This window comes from Edaphobacter dinghuensis (assembly GCF_014640335.1).
Lineage (GTDB): Bacteria > Acidobacteriota > Terriglobia > Terriglobales > Acidobacteriaceae > Edaphobacter > Edaphobacter dinghuensis.
Genome location: NZ_BMGT01000001.1, coordinates 1,406,816 through 1,424,646, shown reverse-complemented (window position 1 = coordinate 1,424,646; position 17,831 = coordinate 1,406,816). Strand labels below are relative to the sequence as shown.

Annotated in this window: 18 protein-coding genes; 11 read left to right on the top strand and 7 right to left on the bottom strand. The window is 59.2% G+C overall.

Annotated elements, in window-relative coordinates:
• Window positions 1-57: 57 nt before the first annotated feature.
• On the top strand, window positions 58-1,287 hold the full coding sequence (locus tag IEW09_RS05585) for a tRNA dihydrouridine synthase (protein ID WP_188553096.1): 1,230 nt from the start codon (window positions 58-60) through the stop codon (window positions 1,285-1,287).
• Between the two features lie 2 nt (window positions 1,288-1,289).
• The gene (locus tag IEW09_RS05580; RefSeq protein ID WP_188553095.1) at window positions 1,290-1,553 is read left to right on the top strand and encodes a hypothetical protein; all 264 of its coding nucleotides are present in this window, start codon (window positions 1,290-1,292) and stop codon (window positions 1,551-1,553) included.
• A gap of 197 nt (window positions 1,554-1,750) precedes the next feature.
• Here IEW09_RS05580 and serA read toward each other — a convergent pair whose 3' ends face one another.
• The 4 genes from serA to IEW09_RS05560 all read right to left on the bottom strand — a co-directional run bounded on the left by serA (window position 1,751) and on the right by IEW09_RS05560 (window position 5,100).
• Entirely contained in the window at window positions 1,751-3,367 is a 1,617-nt protein-coding gene (gene serA / locus IEW09_RS05575) for a phosphoglycerate dehydrogenase (RefSeq protein ID WP_188553094.1), read from the bottom strand.
• Window positions 3,368-3,387: 20 nt separating this feature from the next.
• Complete coding sequence (locus IEW09_RS05570; protein WP_188553093.1) at window positions 3,388-3,606, bottom strand: type II toxin-antitoxin system HicA family toxin; 219 nt, start codon at window positions 3,604-3,606, stop codon at window positions 3,388-3,390.
• Window positions 3,603-3,803, bottom strand: coding sequence for a type II toxin-antitoxin system HicB family antitoxin (locus IEW09_RS05565; RefSeq protein ID WP_188553092.1), 201 nt, complete (start codon window positions 3,801-3,803; stop codon window positions 3,603-3,605). Before IEW09_RS05565 ends, IEW09_RS05570 begins: the two co-directional genes overlap by 4 nt.
• Window positions 3,804-3,912: 109 nt before the next feature.
• Window positions 3,913-5,100 (bottom strand): pyridoxal-phosphate-dependent aminotransferase family protein, encoded by a 1,188-nt coding sequence (locus IEW09_RS05560; protein WP_188553091.1) that lies wholly within the window; start codon window positions 5,098-5,100, stop codon window positions 3,913-3,915.
• A gap of 77 nt (window positions 5,101-5,177) precedes the next feature.
• On the opposite strand from IEW09_RS05560, the gene IEW09_RS05555 reads away from it, so the two are divergent.
• Window positions 5,178-5,645 carry a GatB/YqeY domain-containing protein gene (locus IEW09_RS05555; RefSeq protein ID WP_188553090.1) on the top strand — a complete coding sequence of 156 codons (468 nt, stop codon included), beginning with the start codon at window positions 5,178-5,180 and terminating at the stop codon, window positions 5,643-5,645.
• A 94-nt stretch (window positions 5,646-5,739) separates the two neighbouring features.
• Window positions 5,740-6,576, top strand: coding sequence for a TIGR03435 family protein (locus IEW09_RS05550; RefSeq protein ID WP_188553089.1), 837 nt, complete (start codon window positions 5,740-5,742; stop codon window positions 6,574-6,576).
• A gap of 169 nt (window positions 6,577-6,745) precedes the next feature.
• Here IEW09_RS05550 and IEW09_RS05545 read toward each other — a convergent pair whose 3' ends face one another.
• Entirely contained in the window at window positions 6,746-8,581 is a 1,836-nt protein-coding gene (locus IEW09_RS05545) for a TonB-dependent receptor plug domain-containing protein (RefSeq protein WP_188553088.1), read from the bottom strand.
• Between the two features lie 118 nt (window positions 8,582-8,699).
• On the opposite strand from IEW09_RS05545, the gene IEW09_RS05540 reads away from it, so the two are divergent.
• Window positions 8,700-9,203, top strand: coding sequence for a MarR family winged helix-turn-helix transcriptional regulator (locus IEW09_RS05540; protein ID WP_188553087.1), 504 nt, complete (start codon window positions 8,700-8,702; stop codon window positions 9,201-9,203).
• 8 nt (window positions 9,204-9,211) lie between these two features.
• Here IEW09_RS05540 and IEW09_RS05535 read toward each other — a convergent pair whose 3' ends face one another.
• Window positions 9,212-9,841 carry a ribonuclease HI family protein gene (locus tag IEW09_RS05535; protein WP_188553086.1) on the bottom strand — a complete coding sequence of 210 codons (630 nt, stop codon included), beginning with the start codon at window positions 9,839-9,841 and terminating at the stop codon, window positions 9,212-9,214.
• Between the two features lie 228 nt (window positions 9,842-10,069).
• On the opposite strand from IEW09_RS05535, the gene IEW09_RS05530 reads away from it, so the two are divergent.
• From IEW09_RS05530 to IEW09_RS05515, 4 genes are all read left to right on the top strand, one after another.
• Window positions 10,070-10,822: an RNA polymerase sigma factor gene (locus IEW09_RS05530; RefSeq protein WP_188553085.1), complete on the top strand. Its 753-nt coding sequence runs from the start codon at window positions 10,070-10,072 to the stop codon at window positions 10,820-10,822.
• An 81-nt stretch (window positions 10,823-10,903) separates the two neighbouring features.
• Entirely contained in the window at window positions 10,904-11,866 is a 963-nt protein-coding gene (locus IEW09_RS05525) for a HEAT repeat domain-containing protein (RefSeq protein ID WP_188553084.1), read from the top strand.
• Between the two features lie 12 nt (window positions 11,867-11,878).
• Window positions 11,879-12,856: a PDZ domain-containing protein gene (locus IEW09_RS05520; RefSeq protein ID WP_188553083.1), complete on the top strand. Its 978-nt coding sequence runs from the start codon at window positions 11,879-11,881 to the stop codon at window positions 12,854-12,856.
• Window positions 12,857-12,919: 63 nt separating this feature from the next.
• Window positions 12,920-13,978, top strand: a complete 1,059-nt coding sequence (locus IEW09_RS05515; RefSeq protein ID WP_188553082.1) for a radical SAM protein — start codon at window positions 12,920-12,922, stop codon at window positions 13,976-13,978.
• 108 nt (window positions 13,979-14,086) lie between these two features.
• On the opposite strand, the gene IEW09_RS05510 is transcribed toward IEW09_RS05515, so the two are convergent.
• Window positions 14,087-14,773 carry a DsbA family protein gene (locus tag IEW09_RS05510; RefSeq protein ID WP_229739107.1) on the bottom strand — a complete coding sequence of 229 codons (687 nt, stop codon included), beginning with the start codon at window positions 14,771-14,773 and terminating at the stop codon, window positions 14,087-14,089.
• Between the two features lie 154 nt (window positions 14,774-14,927).
• On the opposite strand from IEW09_RS05510, the gene IEW09_RS05505 reads away from it, so the two are divergent.
• Window positions 14,928-16,355, top strand: a complete 1,428-nt coding sequence (locus IEW09_RS05505) for a TolC family protein (protein WP_229739106.1) — start codon at window positions 14,928-14,930, stop codon at window positions 16,353-16,355.
• Window positions 16,356-16,460: 105 nt separating this feature from the next.
• On the top strand, window positions 16,461-17,798 hold the full coding sequence (locus IEW09_RS05500) for an MFS transporter (protein ID WP_188553081.1): 1,338 nt from the start codon (window positions 16,461-16,463) through the stop codon (window positions 17,796-17,798).
• The last annotated feature ends 33 nt before the right edge of the window (window positions 17,799-17,831 follow it).

Here is a 17,831-nt window from a genome sequence, read left to right as displayed (position 1 = left end):
CCGAAGGCCTCCGCTTTGGCGGGGGCCTTTCGTTTTCACCAACCTTATTTTGACCTTATGAAGAAGCGCTACACACTCGAGCAGAAGCACTGGGACGACCCAGCGGAGCACGCCATGCCCGAGCACGCGCGCGTCCCGGCCACACTCACCATCGGCAATGTGAAGATCGCTCCCGCGACCGTTCTCGCACCCATGGCCGGAGTGACCGATACAGTCTTCCGCCGCTTCATCAAGAACGCCAGCCAGTTCACCGCCAACGCCGACAGCGCAAACGTAGAACAGGCGACGACGAACCAGCAATCCGGCTGCGGCCTCATCATGACCGAGTTCACCTCGGCCGACGGCCTCTCGCGGATGCGCGAGACCAAGCGCAAACGCTACCTCACCTACTACGACGACGAGCACCCCATCTCGGCGCAACTCTTCGGCTCAAACCCCGAGACGCTTGCCGACTCGGCACGCATCGTTCAGGATGCCGGCTTCGATCTCGTCGACCTCAACCTCGGCTGCCCCGCCAAGCGCGTCGTTGCCTGCAACGGCGGCTCCGGCCTGCTGCGCGACCTGCCTCTGATTGAGACCATCTTCAAGGCCGTTCGCGCTGCCGTCACAATTCCCTTCACCGTAAAGTTCCGCATCGGCTGGAACGATGCCAACATCGTCTGCGTCGAGCTGGCAAAGATGGCCGAAGACTGCGGCCTCAACGCCGCCGCACTCCACGCCCGCACCCGCGAAGACGGCTACACCGGACAGGCGCGCTGGGAGTACATCGCCGCCGTCAAAGATGCCGTCAAAATTCCAGTAATCGGCAACGGCGACATTCGCACCCCCGAAGATGCTGCCGCCATGGTCGATGCCACCGGCTGCGATGCCGTGATGATCGGCCGCACCGCCCCGTCGAATCCGTGGATCTTCCGCCAGATCGCGCAGTACACCGCTTCAAAAGAAGCCACAGGCATCGGCACCTACGACAAGCCGACCGACGAAGACCGCTACCGCATGATTCGCACCTATTTTCAGATGATGGTCGACGAGATCGCTCTCGAAGAACAGGCCGAAGCCGCCCGCGCTGCAGCCATCACCGCCTCCGGCCAGATCGCCCGCGACCAGCGCCACCGCGACTGCGTCGGCAAGATGAAGCAGTTCGCCAGCTGGTTCACGCACGGCGTTCCCGGCGGCTCCGCGCTGCGCAAGCAGATCTTCGACGCGAAGAATGGCGCAGCGGTACTCGACGCCGTAGAACACTTCTTCGAGACGAAGCGGGAAGAAGTAGACGCTATACTCGTCTAAGAATGCAAACGCCCGCAAAGACGGCCAGATGGGCAAGATGCCTGGCTATCTCCGTTCTGGTCGGCCTGTCGATCGGCATCCTCACCATCGCCATCTCCAGCTTCTTCTTCTACCAGCACTACTCCAGCCAGTTCCCCGCCGACACACAAAACCTTCTGAGCGCATTGACCTCAGGCGTTCTGGTCGGCATCGGAGTCGGCGCAATCGCAGCAGTCGCCACCGCTGGCGTCTATCTTCTCTTCGGCACCCTCAGGGTCCAAGGCTAAACAGCTTGCCATTGATTGCTTGGAAGCTAATTCCCTTTGCAGCTTTAGACAAAGCCCCTCTCCTACCACAACCGAACGTCATCTCGACCGGAGCGAAGCGCAGTGGAGAAACCCCTGTATTTCGCTTTTAGGTTTACCACCCCCAAAAACAAAAGCCGTGGACTCATAAGAGTCCACGGCTTCGTTAGAGCAAATAACTACAGCTTGCCGAGTTCCACCAGCCGAACGCTGGCAATCGCCTCTACCTTACGCAAAGCCTCGACGGCAGCGTTGGCCGAAGCTGCGCTGGGAACGTCGATCTGCACCACCGCCAGCGCCTGTCCCTGCGGAACGCGGCTGGAGCGGCTGGAGCCGTTCGACCGGCCAAGAGCGAAGTTCGCAATATTGACCTGGTGTTCGCCAAGGATCGTGCCGATGCGGCCCACAACACCGGGAACATCGTGGTTGCGAATCGAAACCAGCGTTCCATTCAGGGGAGCCTCGATGTCGATGCCATCGTAGGTCAACAAGCGCGGCGAGGTTCCATGAAGAACCGTCGCCGATGCACTGGTTTCACCATCAGAGGAGTGCAGCACGAGCTTCAGCACGGAACCCGCGCCCCCCGTGGTGAACTCCTTCTTATCTTCCTGAATGCGAATGCCGCGCTCAGCAACCACCGAAGCTGCGTTGATGCGGTTGACGCCCTCTTCTTCAGCAAAGATGCCCGCGATAGCAGCGTTCCGAATAAGGTCGGTCTTACCCTGCGCGATGCGTCCCGTATAGGTGATCTGGATATTCTCCAGATTGCCCGGCGTAGCATGCGAGAGGAAGTGGCCAAGGCGCTCCGCCATCTCGATGTACGGCGCAACTTCGATGTACTCCTCGTGCGACAGGCTGGGCAGGTTGACCGCGTTCTGCACCACACCAAGCTTGAGGTAATCACGCACCTGCATCGCAAGCTGGATGCCGATGGCCTCCTGCGCCTCGTCGGTCGAACCGGCGATGTGTGGCGACAGAATGACGTTGTCAAGGTTGTGGAAGATCGACTCTTTGAGCGGCTCCTGATGGAAGACGTCAAGGGCAGCACCGGCAACGTGGCCGGACTTGATCGCATCGGCCAGCGCCTGTTCGACGATCAGCTCGCCGCGAGCGCAGTTAACGATGCGGACGCCCTTCTTCATGATGGCCAGCGAGGTCGCGTTGATCAGCCCCTCGGTCTGCGTAGTGAGACCGACGTGCAGCGTCAGATAATCGGACTCCTTGAAGATCTCGTCGATAGGAACCAGCGTCACATCGTTCTCGCGCGCGATCACCGGCGCGATGAACGGATCGTAGCCGATCAGGTTCATGCCGAACGCCTTGGCGCGACGTGCAACCTCAAGTCCGACGCGGCCCAGGCCGACAATGCCGAGCGTCTTGCCGCGAAGCTCCTGCCCCTGCAGCGACTTCTTCTCCCACTTGCCCTGGTGCATGGTCGCGTTGGCACGAGGCACGGAGCGGGCCATCGAGACCATCAAGCCAAGCGTCAGTTCGGCAACGGCGACGGCGTTGGCGCCCGGCGTGTTCATCACGACGATGCCGCGATGCGTGGCAGCCGGGGTGTCGATGTTGTCGACGCCGACACCGGCGCGGCCAATCACGCGCAGCTTCGGCGCGGACTCAAGCAGCTTGGCATCGACCTGAACGGCGGAGCGGACGACAAGCGCGTCAGCATCGGCAAGTTCGGCGGCGAGGCCGTTCTTAATCTGGTCAGGCGTGACAACATTCCAGCCTGGCTCCTGCTGGAAGACGGCAAGGGTGGCAGGCGAGACTTTTTCGGCGAGAACGATCTTCATGAGGCCTTTCTTTGTACGAGCTATAAGTCTTCCGGTTTGAGGCCGGTATGTTTGGCGATGCGAGCAAGCATCCTGGGGCCTATCTCTTCGCTATCGTGAAAGGCCCATGTAAAGTCCGGGTAGCCGGAGCGCTTGAGTTGCTGGTGTGAACTGCCTTTGACAATGTGATGTTCGACCCAGCCGATTCGTTGAAGTGCTTTCAAAACTTTTCTGGCTTTGGAGCTGGGCCACTGGCTCATGCGACTGCGAACTCGACCTGGCTCATGGTCTTATGTTCGCGTTCGATACGGTCTGCGATCACGCGCAGGGCCATGGCCTCAACATTCGATTCAGCATCGGTCTTCGAGGAGCCGTAAGCCATGACGCCGGGAAGATCTTCAATCTCTGCGATCCAGCGGCCATCTTCTTCCTGCTCAAAATCGATCTGATATTTCATGCCTGCTCCTGAAGCGCCACGTAAATATAGGGTATGACAACTTCCGTGTTCGCGAAAGATTCGGGAGCCCCCATCCGGACTTTCAGACGGGGGCTCTCGGAGTTATGGACTATTTTACGGTGGAGTCTTCGGCAAACGTCTTTTGCGCGGCAACAAGGCCGGTGCCGAAGGCAAGGTTCGAAAGCGGAAGCTTGGCTGCAATTGCTACCTGCTCGAGCGCACCAATAACCGCGATCGTGTCCATATAGTCGAAGAAGCCGATGTGAGCGATGCGGAAAAGCGACCCCTTCATCTCGCCCTGACCGTCGGTGACGATGATGGCGAACTTCGAGCGCAGGCCCTTCACGATCGTGCCGGAATCCGTACCCTCCGGAGCCATAATGGCAGTCGCAGCACCGGCCTCGCGGCCCTTCGGCGCGAAGAGCTTGAAGCCCATCGCGGTAGCAGCCGCGCGAGTCATGGCAGCGCAGGTCTGAGCGTTATCGACAAGCTTCTTACGGCCTTCGACAAGGTTGCCCTCAGCCTGTCCAGCAATATAGTCAAGCGCCGCGCCCATGGCTGCGATTAAGGCGACGGAAGGCGTATAAGCCGACTCACCCTTAGCTGCATTCTTGCGCTCCTTGCGGAGATCGAAGTAGTAGCGCGGGTTGTAGGTCGACTCCATGCGGTCCCACGCACGCGGGCTGACCGCGAGATACGAGAGCCCCGGAGGAATCATCAGCGCCTTCTGCGAGCCGCCGATCAGAACGTCGATGCCCCATGCATCCATGTCAATATGCGTGGTGCCAAGACCGGTGATGCCGTCGACAACAAACAGCGCCTCGGACTTCTCATCCTTCAGCAGCTTGCCGATGGCCTCGATATCGTGGCTCACGCCGGTCGAGGACTCAGTAGCCTGTACGAAAACAGCGCGGGTCTCAAGCTTCAGCGCGGCCTTGATCTGGTCGAGCGTAAAGGTGCTGCCATAAGGAGCCTCAACGACGTCGACATGGCAACCGAAGGCCTTGGTGATGCCGGTCCAGCGCTCGCCGAACTTTCCAGCAGTCAGCACGAGAACGCGATCACCCGGCGAGGTCAGGTTCGAGACGGAGGCTTCCATGGCTCCCGAGCCGGAGCTGGCGAGGATGAGCACATCGTTGGTGGTGCCGACGAACTCCTTGAGCTGCGAGAGGACGCGGGTGAAGAGGGCGCGGAACTCAGCGGTGCGATGGTGGATGTCTGCGGCAGCCATAGCAAACTGGGCGGCGGGAAGAAGAGGGGTCGGTCCAGGAGTGAAAAGGCGAGTTTTGCGGATCATGCTTATATTGTAGCGGCGGCCAGCCCGCTTGCGGGTTTTCTATAATGAAGTGTTTAGCGATTGAGGAGAGTGCGGCAATGAGTATCGGCGAAAAGATTCAGGCAGACATCATCACAGCCATGAAGGCCAAGGACGAGCACCGTTTGACGACGCTGCGCATGGTTAAGAGCGCTCTCAAGAATAAGGAGATCGACAAGCGCGAGGCCCTCACCGACGCCGAAGAGAGCCAGATCCTCACCACGCTGATCAAGCAGCGCAAGGACTCGGTCGAACAGTTCACCAAGGGCAATCGTCCCCAACTGGCCGAAAAAGAGCAGCTTGAGATCGCCATGATCGAAGCCTATCTGCCCAAGGCCGCCAGCGAGGACGACATCCGCGCCGTGGTGCAAGGCGCAATCTCGCACCTGACGCAGGATGGAAGCAAGCTCAGTCCGAAGGACATGGGAACCACAATGCGCGTCGTCCAGCAGCGGCTGCAAGCCAGCGGCGTCCGTGCCGACGGCAAGCTGGTCAGCGAGATCGTCAAGGCGGAACTGGCGAAGTAAAAGAGAAGCCGCTGCGCTCTCCGAAGCGATCATTAAAGTTCGTTAAAGTCGTCTGTCCATCCTGGGTATTGGCTTAATCGAGGAGATCACTTCAATGCGGGCCAACTGCGTTGTTCGAGAGAATCTGCACAAAGCACTGCTCTTCTTCGCAGCCGCTCTGCTCGTCTTCGCAACCCCGGTCGTCATCGCTCAACAAAGCGGTACAGGACAGCAAACTGCCTCGCCCATGTCACCCATGGCGGCGGACGCTCATCCATCCTTTGAAGTCGCAACAATCAAGCCTGCCGACCCCAGTGAAACCGGAAACTTCATCGTAGGCGGCCATCGCCTTGTCATCGAAGGCCAGACCGTTAACGATCTCATCTCCTTCGCCTACGCGGTCCATCGCAAGCAGATCGTAAACGGCCCGGCGTGGCTGGAGACCGAACGGTTCGACATCGACGGACAAGCCGATCAACCGGGCGTGGCAAATCTCCACCAGGTTCAGGAGATGCTGCAAAAGCTACTCCAAGACCGATTCGGCCTCAAGCTCCATCGTGAAAAGCGCGACCTCCCCATCTATGCGATCACGCTAGCCAAGGGAGGCCCAAAGCTCACGCCCAGCCCCAAGAACACTTACGGCCTACCGACACAGAGCGGTCACGGACAGGGCGGTCAACAGCAGAGGAAGTTCACCAACAACTCCATGTCAGACTTCGCCCTCGGCATGCAGAACTATATGGACAGACCGGTTATCGATGAAACAAACCTTCCCGGCAGATACGACTTCATCCTGAGATGGACCCCCGACAACGTACCCACCACCGAGCCGGGCGCGCCTCCCGGCATCTTCACCGCCATTCAGGAGGAACTGGGCCTGAAGCTCGAAGCCACAAAAGGCCCCGCCGACGTCCTCGTGATAGACCACATCGAGCGACCATCAGCAAACTAGAGTGCCATCTACCCACCTCAAACGCACGTCATCTCGACTGAAGTACTCGATCGAAGCAACTCAAACACACGTCATCTCGACTGAAGTACTCGATCGAAGCAACTCAAACACACGTCATCTCGACCGGAGCGAAGCGAAGTGGAGAGATCCCTGTATTTCGCCTTTGCACTCACCGTCGACGAGGCCACGTAAAAGCCGTCCCCGCCATAATCGTGCGCCCCTGCAAAGGCACACCCGGAATATCCTGATACCCCGTATTGCTCAGATTCAAAAGCCGCACATACGGGCGCAACCAGCCACTATTACGAGCCAGAGAAATATCCCACAACGGATAGGCTGTTTGAGTCGTCTTCTGAATAACTGCGACCTGCGTATGCGCCGTAAGCTGGTGAAAATCTCCCGTCCAGACAGCGATGGCGTTCTGCGCAGCATAGTTGAAGGCGTACTCAGAGATCAGCCCCTTCGGCGGCGAAGTGGCGCGCACACCCGTATAGCTGAGATCCAGATGCTCCGAGCCGGGAAGGCGCAGACGAAGCTGAGTCTCCGCCCCGTTGTAGTTGAAGTTGCCGACATTGGTAGCCTGCCACGGAGCGTCGAGCGAATACTTCGAGTAGTCGATGCCGTCCTTCTGATGAAGACTGAACCCCGTAGCCGTAAGCGTCAGACGCCCGTTCGCGGGCGTCCAGTCAACGCCCCCCTCATAGCTCCACGAAGACTCCGGCTTGAGGTTTGGATTACCGATATTGGTCGGATCGGAGTAGTAGAGGTCGACATAAGTCGGCAGCCGAAAGCCGTGTCCCGCCGAGGCTCGCAGCCGAACAGTGTGCGTCAGCGTAAATGCCGCTGCAGCATTCGGAGAAAAGATCGCATCCCCACCCGAGAAGATCTCTTCGCGCCCACCAAGCGAGAGCGAAAACCTCCCCAGCGAAGGCAGCGAGAGGTTCGCATACCCCGCCCCTTGATTGCGGGCATGGCGGCCCAGGTTCGTGCTCTGAATCGCATCGCCATTGGCTTCGAGTCCATAGGAGAGCGTGACATTCGCAGCAAGCTTGTCAGCGCGCCGCAACGCCGACTGCCACGCAGTATCGATGTGATTGTTCTCATAGATGCTGGGATCGTCGACGAAGAGGACGAACATATCCGTATGTCGGCGATAGGCAAAGCTCGCCGCAGTCCGTGTCCCCAACTGCTGCTCGATCGAGGCGAACCAGCCCTTCGTTCGCTCCCACGAGGGGTAAGCTCCATAAAACTGGTTGGCTCCGTAGGGGCGATCGCTGGCAGCGACAAGAATATCGGTCGTGCCCGGCTTGAGGTTCAGCCACGTCTCAGCAGAAATAGCGTTGCTGGCGTAGTTGCGGTCGGCGATGAAGCCGCCGGACGTATCCCTACTGGCGCTCAACTGAGCCGAGAACGGCTTGGTCGCGTAGTCGGCCCGAAACGACTGCTCAGTCGAAGAATAGTTCCCTCCCCCCGCCTTGGCCGTAAACGAGAATGGGCTTCCGGTAAGCGGCACAACAGGCTCGGTCGTGATGAGGTTCACCGCTCCCCCAATGGCGTCGGAGCCGTAAAAAGTCGAGCCCGAGCCATGCAGTATCTCGATGCGAGAGACCGCGTCGAGCGGTACAGGAATGTCGAGATTGAGATGGCCCGTCTCAGGATCGTCGATACGAAGGCCGTTGAGCAGAATAAGCGACTGCTCAAATGTAGTGCCTCGAATTGAAAGATCCGACTGCACACCTACAGGCGCGCGCGATTGCAGGTTGAGTGAGGAGTCGAGACTAAGGTAATCGACAACACTGTTGAACAGAAGCGGATACTGCCGTGTGTCGAGCGTCTGCACCGAGCGGTCGCTCTCCGACAGCGGAATGGGCTCTACCGTCGTCGTGACCGTAACGGATTGAGCAACAGGTTGAGCGGCAGGCGCAGGAGAAGCTTGTTGCGCAACGGCATCGAGACAAAGAAGTGCAGAGAGCCCGAAGAGGAAGAATTTTGTGTGGTTCAGCATGATCTGCTTCGATCATGCATCGAAATTCCGGCCTCGGGGAGGTAGTTTTGTTCGATAGTAAATAGTTTAGTCATTCAACTATTTAGTCTATAAACTATATTAGCTCTGGACTTCATTTATGAGAATCGAATCCTTCCTGAAACAAAGCCCTGTCTTTCAGATCAGCCGGGCCGCCCGCCGTCTGGATTCGCTACTCACCCGAATCCTTCGCAACGAGGAGATGACATTCCTTGAGGCATTGGTACTGGCGGCGATCTTCTTCGAGAAGAAGCGCGGCATCAAGCCGTCGGAGCTGGCGGAGACCTTTCACACCACGCGGGGCAATGTAAGTCATTGCATCTCTTCGCTTGAGGCCAAGGGGCTGATCCGGCGACGGATGGACCCCGAGGATGCACGGGCATTTCAACTGACCCTGCAGCCTGCCGGAAGGAAGCGTGCAGCCCGCGTCGTGGGGATTCTCGACAAGATGCAGAGTCAGTTCGAGGCAATCAGCCGCCCACATGACTTCGAAGCGATGCTGGCGCAAATACTCATCATTGAGTCGCTTTGCACAGGATTGGCGCAGTCGGCTGGTGAGCCCGAACAACGATCTGAAAGCGATTTGAAAAGCGCAGAAGAGTAAACGATCAGCTACTCGCGGATGATCTTGACGAAGATGCCGTCGGGCAGGGTCGCGCCGCCGAGCACGTGGATTACTCCGTCCTTGGTGAAGCCGCGCAGCATTGCGTCTGCCTTGGCGTAAGGATTGGGTGGGGCCTCGGCCTTCTGTGGATAGGGAGTCGCTTTGAGTGGTGCAGGAGCAGGGGTTCCGGGAGCGTGAGGCCGCTTCGTGCCCCGGTCCATAGCCTCGTTGGCGAGCCGGTCGGCGTCCTTGTTCTTGTGACGCAGGGCGTGACTGATCTCGAACTTCTCGAGTTTGGCGATGCGGCGCTTTGCCTCTTCATAAAGCGGCTTCAGGTCAGGGCTTTTGACCTGGTACTTCCCCTGAATCTGCTTGACCATCAGTTCCGAGTCCGAGACCACGCGGAGGCGGCGATGGTTGTTATCGAGGGCGAACTGGAGACATCCCAGCAGTCCGGAGTACTCTGCAAAATTGTTGGTGCGGATGCCGAGGAACTCGCTCAGTTCGGCCAGAACCATGCCGTTGGCGTCCTGAATGAGGGCTCCATAGCCGGCCGGGCCGGGGTTACCGCGGGCGCCGCCGTCGCAGTGGGCGGAGATCCAGTCGGTCTTCTCGGGAAAAAGGCTGCTTGAGGACATTTTGTGAGTTTACCGGATAGGGGTCGGGGCTTACGGTGGAGACGAAATGCAGGGATATCTCCACTACGGCGGCAAAAGCGCCGCCTTCGGGTCGAGATGATGTATTTTTGGGGCAGGAATTGAGCAAAACAGCAGATTTTTTCAATAAAAACGTTTCTCTGCTTACCTTTTGGGAAGTGGATGGGTCTATTGAAGCGAAATCGATTTCCTGACTCCGGGGTCAGACAGATGGGCATTGAAGCAATTGGGATAGATCCTCTTGGGCGGCGGCCAGGTCCGTTCGCTTTGGGATTGCGTGATGCCGCAGCGGTAGAATCATTGCCAGGGATGGCAAAAGCGGCCACACAATCCGGTGCCAGAAATGGCAAACTGACGCAGGCGCAGATCGAAGCGCGCGCGCAACAGCGTATCGAAGACGACGAGTTGATCCGCGAGGCCCAGCAAGGGCAGCGGACCGCCTTCGACGCCCTGGTGCGACGTTACGACCAGTCTGTGCTTCGACTGGCGCTGCATATGCTTGGCAATGAGCAGGATGCACAGGACGTTCACCAGGAGGCCTTTATCAAGGCGTACCGCCACCTGGGCAACTTCCGCTTCGAGTGCTCGTTTTACACGTGGCTGTACCGGATTGTTACGAACCTTTGCCTGGACCAGTTGCGCAGGCGAAAGAGCCGCCGGGAAGATCCGGCAACCGTGCTCGATTCGAGCGGCGGCGAGATGGACCTGATGGCGAATATCACCGACGACCGTTCGATGGCCAATCCGGCACGAGAGCTTGACCGGAAGGTGATGAGCCTGAGGATCGGCGAGGCGCTCGATAAGTTGACGCCGCGTGAACGAACCGTATTTGAGCTGAAGCACTACCAGGGGCTGAAGCTGCGGACGATTGGCGAGATGTTGAGCACGACCGAAGAGACGGCAAAGAACACGTTATTTCGGGCAACCCGCAAACTGCGGGCAAATCTTGCCGGAGTACGGTAGCAGTCCAATGAAAGAACGACGGGCAGATCTTATAGACCCGAGAACAGTAATAAATTTTTTGAGGCTGGTTGAGGTAGGGCGATGAAGTGCGAAACCGCAAAAGAGAACATCCTTCTGGCAAGCTACGGCGAGCTGCCCGATGAGTATGCGATTCCTCTGGAACAGCATCTGGATCAATGCGAAGACTGCCGAAGCGAACTCGACGCACTACGCGAACTCGATGAACATCTCGCACTGTATCCGGTCGTAGAGCCGTCACCGAACTTTCTGGCTCAGGCAAGGGTCAGGCTGGACGAAGAGCTGGACGCGATTCCTCCGCATGGAATCTTTACCCAGTTGCGTCGCGGCATGTTTGCATGGATCGGCCATGTGCAGAGCGCTCCCGCACTGGCTACGCTGCTGCTGGGAGTAGGTTTCCTGGCAGGCAACTTCACCTATCGCTATGAAGTGGCCCACGCGCCGAAGCCCAAGAGCCCGGTAACGCTGAGCAATCCCACGCAGGCGACGATTGCGAACGTGACCGGCATCGTGCAGACACCGAACTCCGAGCTGGTGCAGGTGAAGTACAACAAGGTAGTTCCCGAAACAATGGAAGGCTCGCTGGACTCGCCGGAGATTCGCCAGCTCCTGCTGGCAGGAGCGAATGCGGCAGCCAACAGTGGCGTGCGTGCCGACTCGGTTGCGCTGCTGGCGCATGAGTGCAATGCAGGCCACGAGTGCACCGGCGGGACTGATGGCCGGGGCATTCGCAGCGCTCTGCTGGTCTCCTTGCGCTACGACAAGAATGCGGGGGTACGGTTGAAGGCCCTCGAAGGCTTGCAGCGTTACATCGGACAGGACCAGCACGTGCGTGATGCTGTGCTCGAGGCGCTGATGCATGACTCCGACGCCGAGGTACGGACTACCGCGATCGGCATGCTTGAGCCGGTGCAGGCGGATTCGAGCGTGCGCGAGGTGCTGCGTACGGTCTCGACCCAGGACGAGAATCCTTATATCCGAACGGCCTCCTATCAGGCGCTGCAGGGCGCTGCAGACATTCAGTAGGCGATGAAACTAATGAAGATTCAACACCATGTACGAATGGTGACGCTGACCTCGGCGATGTTGCTGGTGTTGCCGGGATTTGCGTTTGCCCTTTCGCACACTGCGGCCAATACTGCCCTGCCTGTCTCGGCAAAGATCCACGGTGCTGCCAGGTCGGGTGCGCCGCCGCGCGTTCCCCAGGGATATCTGGGCATCGACCTGCGCGATGTGGGACAGGATGAGGTCTCGTCCCTGAAGCTGAGTGACACCCGCGGCGCAGAGATCGTACACGTCGATCACGACGGCCCCGCCGGCAAGCTGGGGCTACAGAGAAACGACGTCATCTTGCAAATGAACGGCGTCCAGATTCAGGATCAGGAGCAGTTGCGGCAGATGCTGCGCGAGATGCCCGCGGGCAAATCGGTGACCTTCGTGATCAGCAGAGACGGCCAGCAGCAGACGCTGACGACGCAGCTCGCCAACCGACAGGAGGTCGAGCGGCGGGCATGGGAGCAGCATCTCGTGGTGCCAGACCCCGGATCGGACTACGGGCCTCCGCCGCAGATGGGGAGCGGGTTTGTGCACTCTGACTCCGGCAACACCTCGCTGGGCAAGGGAGCGAAGGCGCATCGAGATTTCCTCGGGGCGACGACCGTTCTGAGCGCGTCGTTCACCGGCGCACAACTTGAGGTGATGGGGCCGCAGCTCGCCGAGTTCTTCGGAGTCGAAGGCAACGCCGGTCTGCTAGTACGCAGCGTCGAGGCCAATAGTCCCGCCGAAGACGCCGGCCTGCGCGCAGGCGATGTTGTCATGCAGGTAAACCAGGTTCCGGTGACGACCGCAAGCGAGTGGTCGAAGACGATCCATCAGAATCGGGGCAGGCCCGTCGCTCTGCTGGTGCTACGCGACAGGCACGAGCAGACCCTTACCATGACCCCAGACAGCAAGAAACGTTCGAGTGTGGCGTGGCCCTTTACCAGCACCAATTGCCCTCAGATCGCTGAGCTTTAACCCCGGTCCGGTCACGGCTACATACCCTTGTCGTCGACCGGTTCTATATACTTAGCAGTAAGTATGGAATCTCCCTCGACCCAAGGAACTGGCCGCCGTCCGATGACCGCAAAACGGCGATGGAAGGCCGTAACCCGCAAGCTGCGTGAGCTTGGCTCGATCGGTTCGGCGCTTGCCTCGACCGGGCACCCTTACATGGCGCATATCGTGCCCATGCGGCGTTGCAACCTGTCCTGCACCTACTGCAACGAGTTCGACGATGTCTCCGACCCTGTGCCGCTCGACGAGATGTTGCGGCGCATCGACCACCTTGGCCGCCTCGGCACCTCTGTCATCACTATCTCGGGCGGAGAGCCGCTGCTGCACCCCGACCTCGACCAGATCATTGCGCGCATCCGCAAGACCGGCGCCATCGCTGGAATGATCACCAACGGCTATCTGCTGATGCCTGATCGCATCGAGCGGCTGAACAAGGCCGGGCTCGACCACATGCAGATCTCCATCGACAACGTGATGCCGGACGCCGTCTCCAAAAAGAGCCTGAAGGTACTGGACAAGAAGCTCCAGATGCTGGCCGAACACGCCGACTTTCACGTCAACATCAACTCCGTCGTCGGCGGCGGAATCGCCAACCCGAACGACGCGCTGATCGTAAGCGAGCGGGCGCTGGGACTGGGCTTCAGCTCGACTATCGGCATCATTCACGACGGCAGCGGACAGTTGAAGCCGCTGGGCGAGGCCGAGCGCACCGTGTGGGACAAGGTCCGCAAGCTGACGCGGCGCAGCTACTCGCGCTTCAACCACTTTCAGGAAGCCATCGCCAACGGCAAGACCAACGACTGGCGTTGCCGTGCGGGCGGGCGCTATCTCTACATCTGCGAGTTTGGGCTGGTGCATTATTGCAGCCAGCAGCGCGGATATCCCGGCGTTCCTCTGGCGGGCTACACCACCACCGATGTGAAGCGCGAATTTCTCACAGAGAAGAGCTGCTCTCCCAACTGCACCATTAGCTGTGTGCACCAGGTAAGCTATATCGACCACTGGCGCGCGCCGCAGAAGACCACCATCACCCCGGGCGGTGCAGGACACGAGACCAACCCTGAGCTTGTGCAGATTCGCTAGGAGCCGGCTCGTTACCTGATATCGAAGACAAACAAAAATGCCGTCCTTCCTCGTGGAAAGACGGCATTTGATCTTTAGCCATGGTTGGCGACTGCTCGCCGAACCGGTCTAGCGTTGCGGCTTGGATGCGCGCCGCATCTTCGAGCTTGCCACTGCGGGCGTCTCCGCCAGAGCGGTATCGATCGTCTGATAAAGCTGGCTGACATCCGTCACCTGCACCCAGTGCCTTGGCGTGACCACAAAGATTGTGGGGGTCTGGGTCAGGCCGACGCGCTCGCCGAGCTGATAGTCCGTCTGCACCTCGCGGGAAAACTGGCCGGTGGGGTCGACAACAAAGGGCATCTCGCGCCCGTGGGTCTGGAAGAAGTGTCGCGAGAAGTTTTGCATATCTTCCTTGGAAGCGATGGAGTTCTGATTGGCAAAGACCGCGCGGCGATAATCTTCAGCCATCTGCGGAGAGATCTTGTCCTGTATGTAGCGGGCAATGACGGCCGCGTCCCGGCTCCAGATGTGCATGCTCAGGGGGAAGTCGTGGTGCAGCAGGGGAATCTTGTAGTGCTCGGCAGCAGCGCGGGTAATGGGGAAGGCGTGGGCGCAGGCCGGGCATTCCAGGTCTTCAAACTCGATGATGGCCACCCGCTCTCCGGCAGGGGGCTTCAGCATGGAAGTATCTTTAAAGGCCGTCCCTGTATTTGGCGGCATGGAAGTTTGTGCAAAGACGGGGGCACAAAGCGGAAGGGCGAGCAGGAGGCTGGCTGCGGACAGCGCGATGCGATTCATGGATATAAGACGCATAGGATTGTGTTAAGTATTTTAGCTGATCGAGTTTACCCTTCGAGAGATGGCCAGGAATTTGGGGTTCAGATTTCGCAACCGCAGGACGGTATAGGTAATCTAAACAAAGTAAGAGCTGAGAGGATATCTGAGTCGTTTTGCTTCCAATGCGAAGGTGTGTCTGCTGCTGGTACTCTGCGGCAGCCTAAGTGTAGCCGCGCACGCGCAGGGTTCGGCTGGAGATCTGCCCTCGGCGCCCACTCCTCACACGCTCACTACGAATTTTCCCGGCGGCGTCACCGTCGAGCAGGCCACGCCCTCGGCCCTGCCGTTAAGTCTCGACGACGCCATCGATCGTGGTGTGCAGCACAATCTGGAGATGGAGCTTGCGCGCCAGAACCAGCGGATCGTGCATGGCCAGGTTCTGACTGTCGCCAATAATCTTCTGCCCTCCGTCACCGCCGAAGCGTTTACCGAGACGCAGATGATCAATCTGGCAGCTCTGGGCTTCAAACCATCGCTGATAGCGAAGTTCGGTCTTGACCCGGCGACCTTTCCGACGATCATCAGGCTGGATACGACGGGCGCGCAGCTCAATCTGAACCAGCAGCTCTTCAATGTTCCGGCCTACTATCTTTATCGCTCCGCGCAGAAGGCTGAATCGGCAGCCTCGCTCACCACTCGCAACTCCGAGGGCACTGTTGTGCTGAAGGTGGGAACGCAGTACCTTCTGGCACTGGCGGATGCCTCGCAGATCGAGAACGCTCAGGCGCTCGAAAAGGCCGATGAGCTGGTCCTGCAACAGGCCACCGCATCGCACGACGCAGGCGTGGGAACTAATCTCGACGTGCTGCGCGCACGCGTGCAGCTACAGACGCAGCAGCAGACGGTCATCAACGCCGAAAATACCTTTGCCAAGGACAAGATCGCGCTCAACCGCCTGATCGGCCTGCCTGCGGAGCAGGAGCTGACGTTGACCGACAAGACGCCTTACTCCGAGTTTGCGGAGCTTCCGCTCGATCAGGCTAAGGCGCTTGCCTATACGCGACGTAAAGATCTGCTGAGTCTCCAGGCACAGATGGAGGTCGCACAGCGCGCGGAGAAAGCTGTGAAGTACGAGCGCCTGCCGACCCTCTCCTTCGACGGTCATTATGGAGTTCTGGGCGAGACCCACGGTCTCTATCACGGCATCTTTTCGGCAACGGGCAGCCTGAAGGTTCCCATCTTTCAGGAAGGGCAGCTTCGCGGAGAGCGTGAGGTTGCGGATGCGCAGGTCAGCGCTCTGCATCAGCAGATCACGTCGCTGCAAGTCACCATCGAGCAGCAGATTCGTTCGGCGATGCTCGATGTGCAGTCCTCCGCTCAGCTTGTAAAGGTAGCGCGCAGCAACGTCGATCTGGCCACGGAAGAGCTGCAACAGGCCAGCGACCGCTTCCAGGCCGGTGTCTCCGACAACCTTCCCGTCGTTCAGGCTGAAGCCGGACTGGCCGATGCACAGAGCAAGCTGGTGCAGACGCTCTATCAATACAACCAGTCGAAGTTGATGCTCGCCCGCAACACCGGTGTCGTCGAGACCCAGTACAAGGTCTATCTCGGACGCTGATTTGGAGCGTTTGCATTGTTAGAGCAATGCTAAAAAGCGGAATTTCCTGCGCGGATAAACCGATCGCTCGCTGCTTTTACTTCATGAAATGTGAAAACATACGGTATGTCTGAGGGTGGCAGTAATACAGCAATCACAGAGGCAGCCGCGGGAAGCGCCTTTCGCTCGCGTGATTTCCGCCTCTATCAGTCAGCACGCCTCATGGTCATTGTGGGAGCTGAGGCACAATCGGTTGCGGTAGCCTGGCAGGTCTACGCCATCACACACTCTGCGCTCGACCTTGGCCTCACCGGTCTTGCCCTCTTTTTTCCGGGATTATTTCTCGTACTGCCCGCCGGTCATGTCGCCGACAGGTTCGACCGGAGAAAGATCATCCTCCTCTGTTATGGCCTGCAGGCGCTTTGTACCGTCACCCTGCTCTGGCTCTCGCTGACGAAGACTTACATCTCGAATGGCCAGGTCTGGCCTATCTATGCGGTCCTCGTCGGCATTGGAGTGGGCCGCGCCTTTAGCGGCCCGGCATCGAGCGCCATGCTACCCAGCCTCGTTCCCAAAGACCACTTCGTCAATGCTGTCACCTGGGGAGCCACCATCTATCAGGCGGCAAACATGGCTGGACCCACCGTGGGCGGTCTGCTGTTCACGCTGCCGCTGACCGGCATGTTGCTGCGCTGGAACGGCGCCCCCATCGTCTATGCGCTGACCCTGGTCATGCTCATCGGCTTCCTCATTCTGGTGGGCATGATCCGGACCAAGATGGACGGCGCATCCAAAAAGGCCTTCAACGCTAAGACCGTACTCGCAGGACTTGAGTATGTCTGGAAGACCAAGCTGCTGCTGGGGTCGATCTCGCTCGATCTCTTCGCCGTGCTGCTTGGCGGAGCGGTTGCACTGTTGCCTATCTTCGCCACCGATATTCTGCACGCCGGCCCGCGCGGCCTCGGGCTGCTGCGCGCGATGCCCGCCGTGGGTGCTCTCTCCGTATCGCTGCTGATGGTGGTCAAGCCCATTCAACGCCGGGCGGGATGGCTCATGCTCGGCTGCGTCGGATTGTTCGGCGCGGCAACGATCGTCTTTGGCCTCTCGAAGAATATCTGGATCAGCCTGATTGCTCTTGTCATCGTCGGCGGCAGCGACATGGTCAGCGTTGTCATTCGAGGCAGCGTTCTGCAACTGGCTACGCCGCCCGAGATGCGCGGTCGCGTCAGCGCCGTCAACTGGCTCTTTATCGGCGCATCCAACGAGTTTGGCGAGTTCGAGAGCGGCCTCACGGCGCACTGGTGGGGAGCCGTCCGTGCCGTCGTCATCGGCGGCATCGGCACCATCGTCACGATGGCCGCAGCAGCAGCGTTCGTTCCTGCCCTTCGCCGCGCCGACGCTCTGACTGCGGAATCCCTGATGAACGCCGAACAGGAATTGAGTGTGGCCGAACCGGTCGATTAAATGAGAAAGTAGTGAGTGGCATCAGGAGGGGTA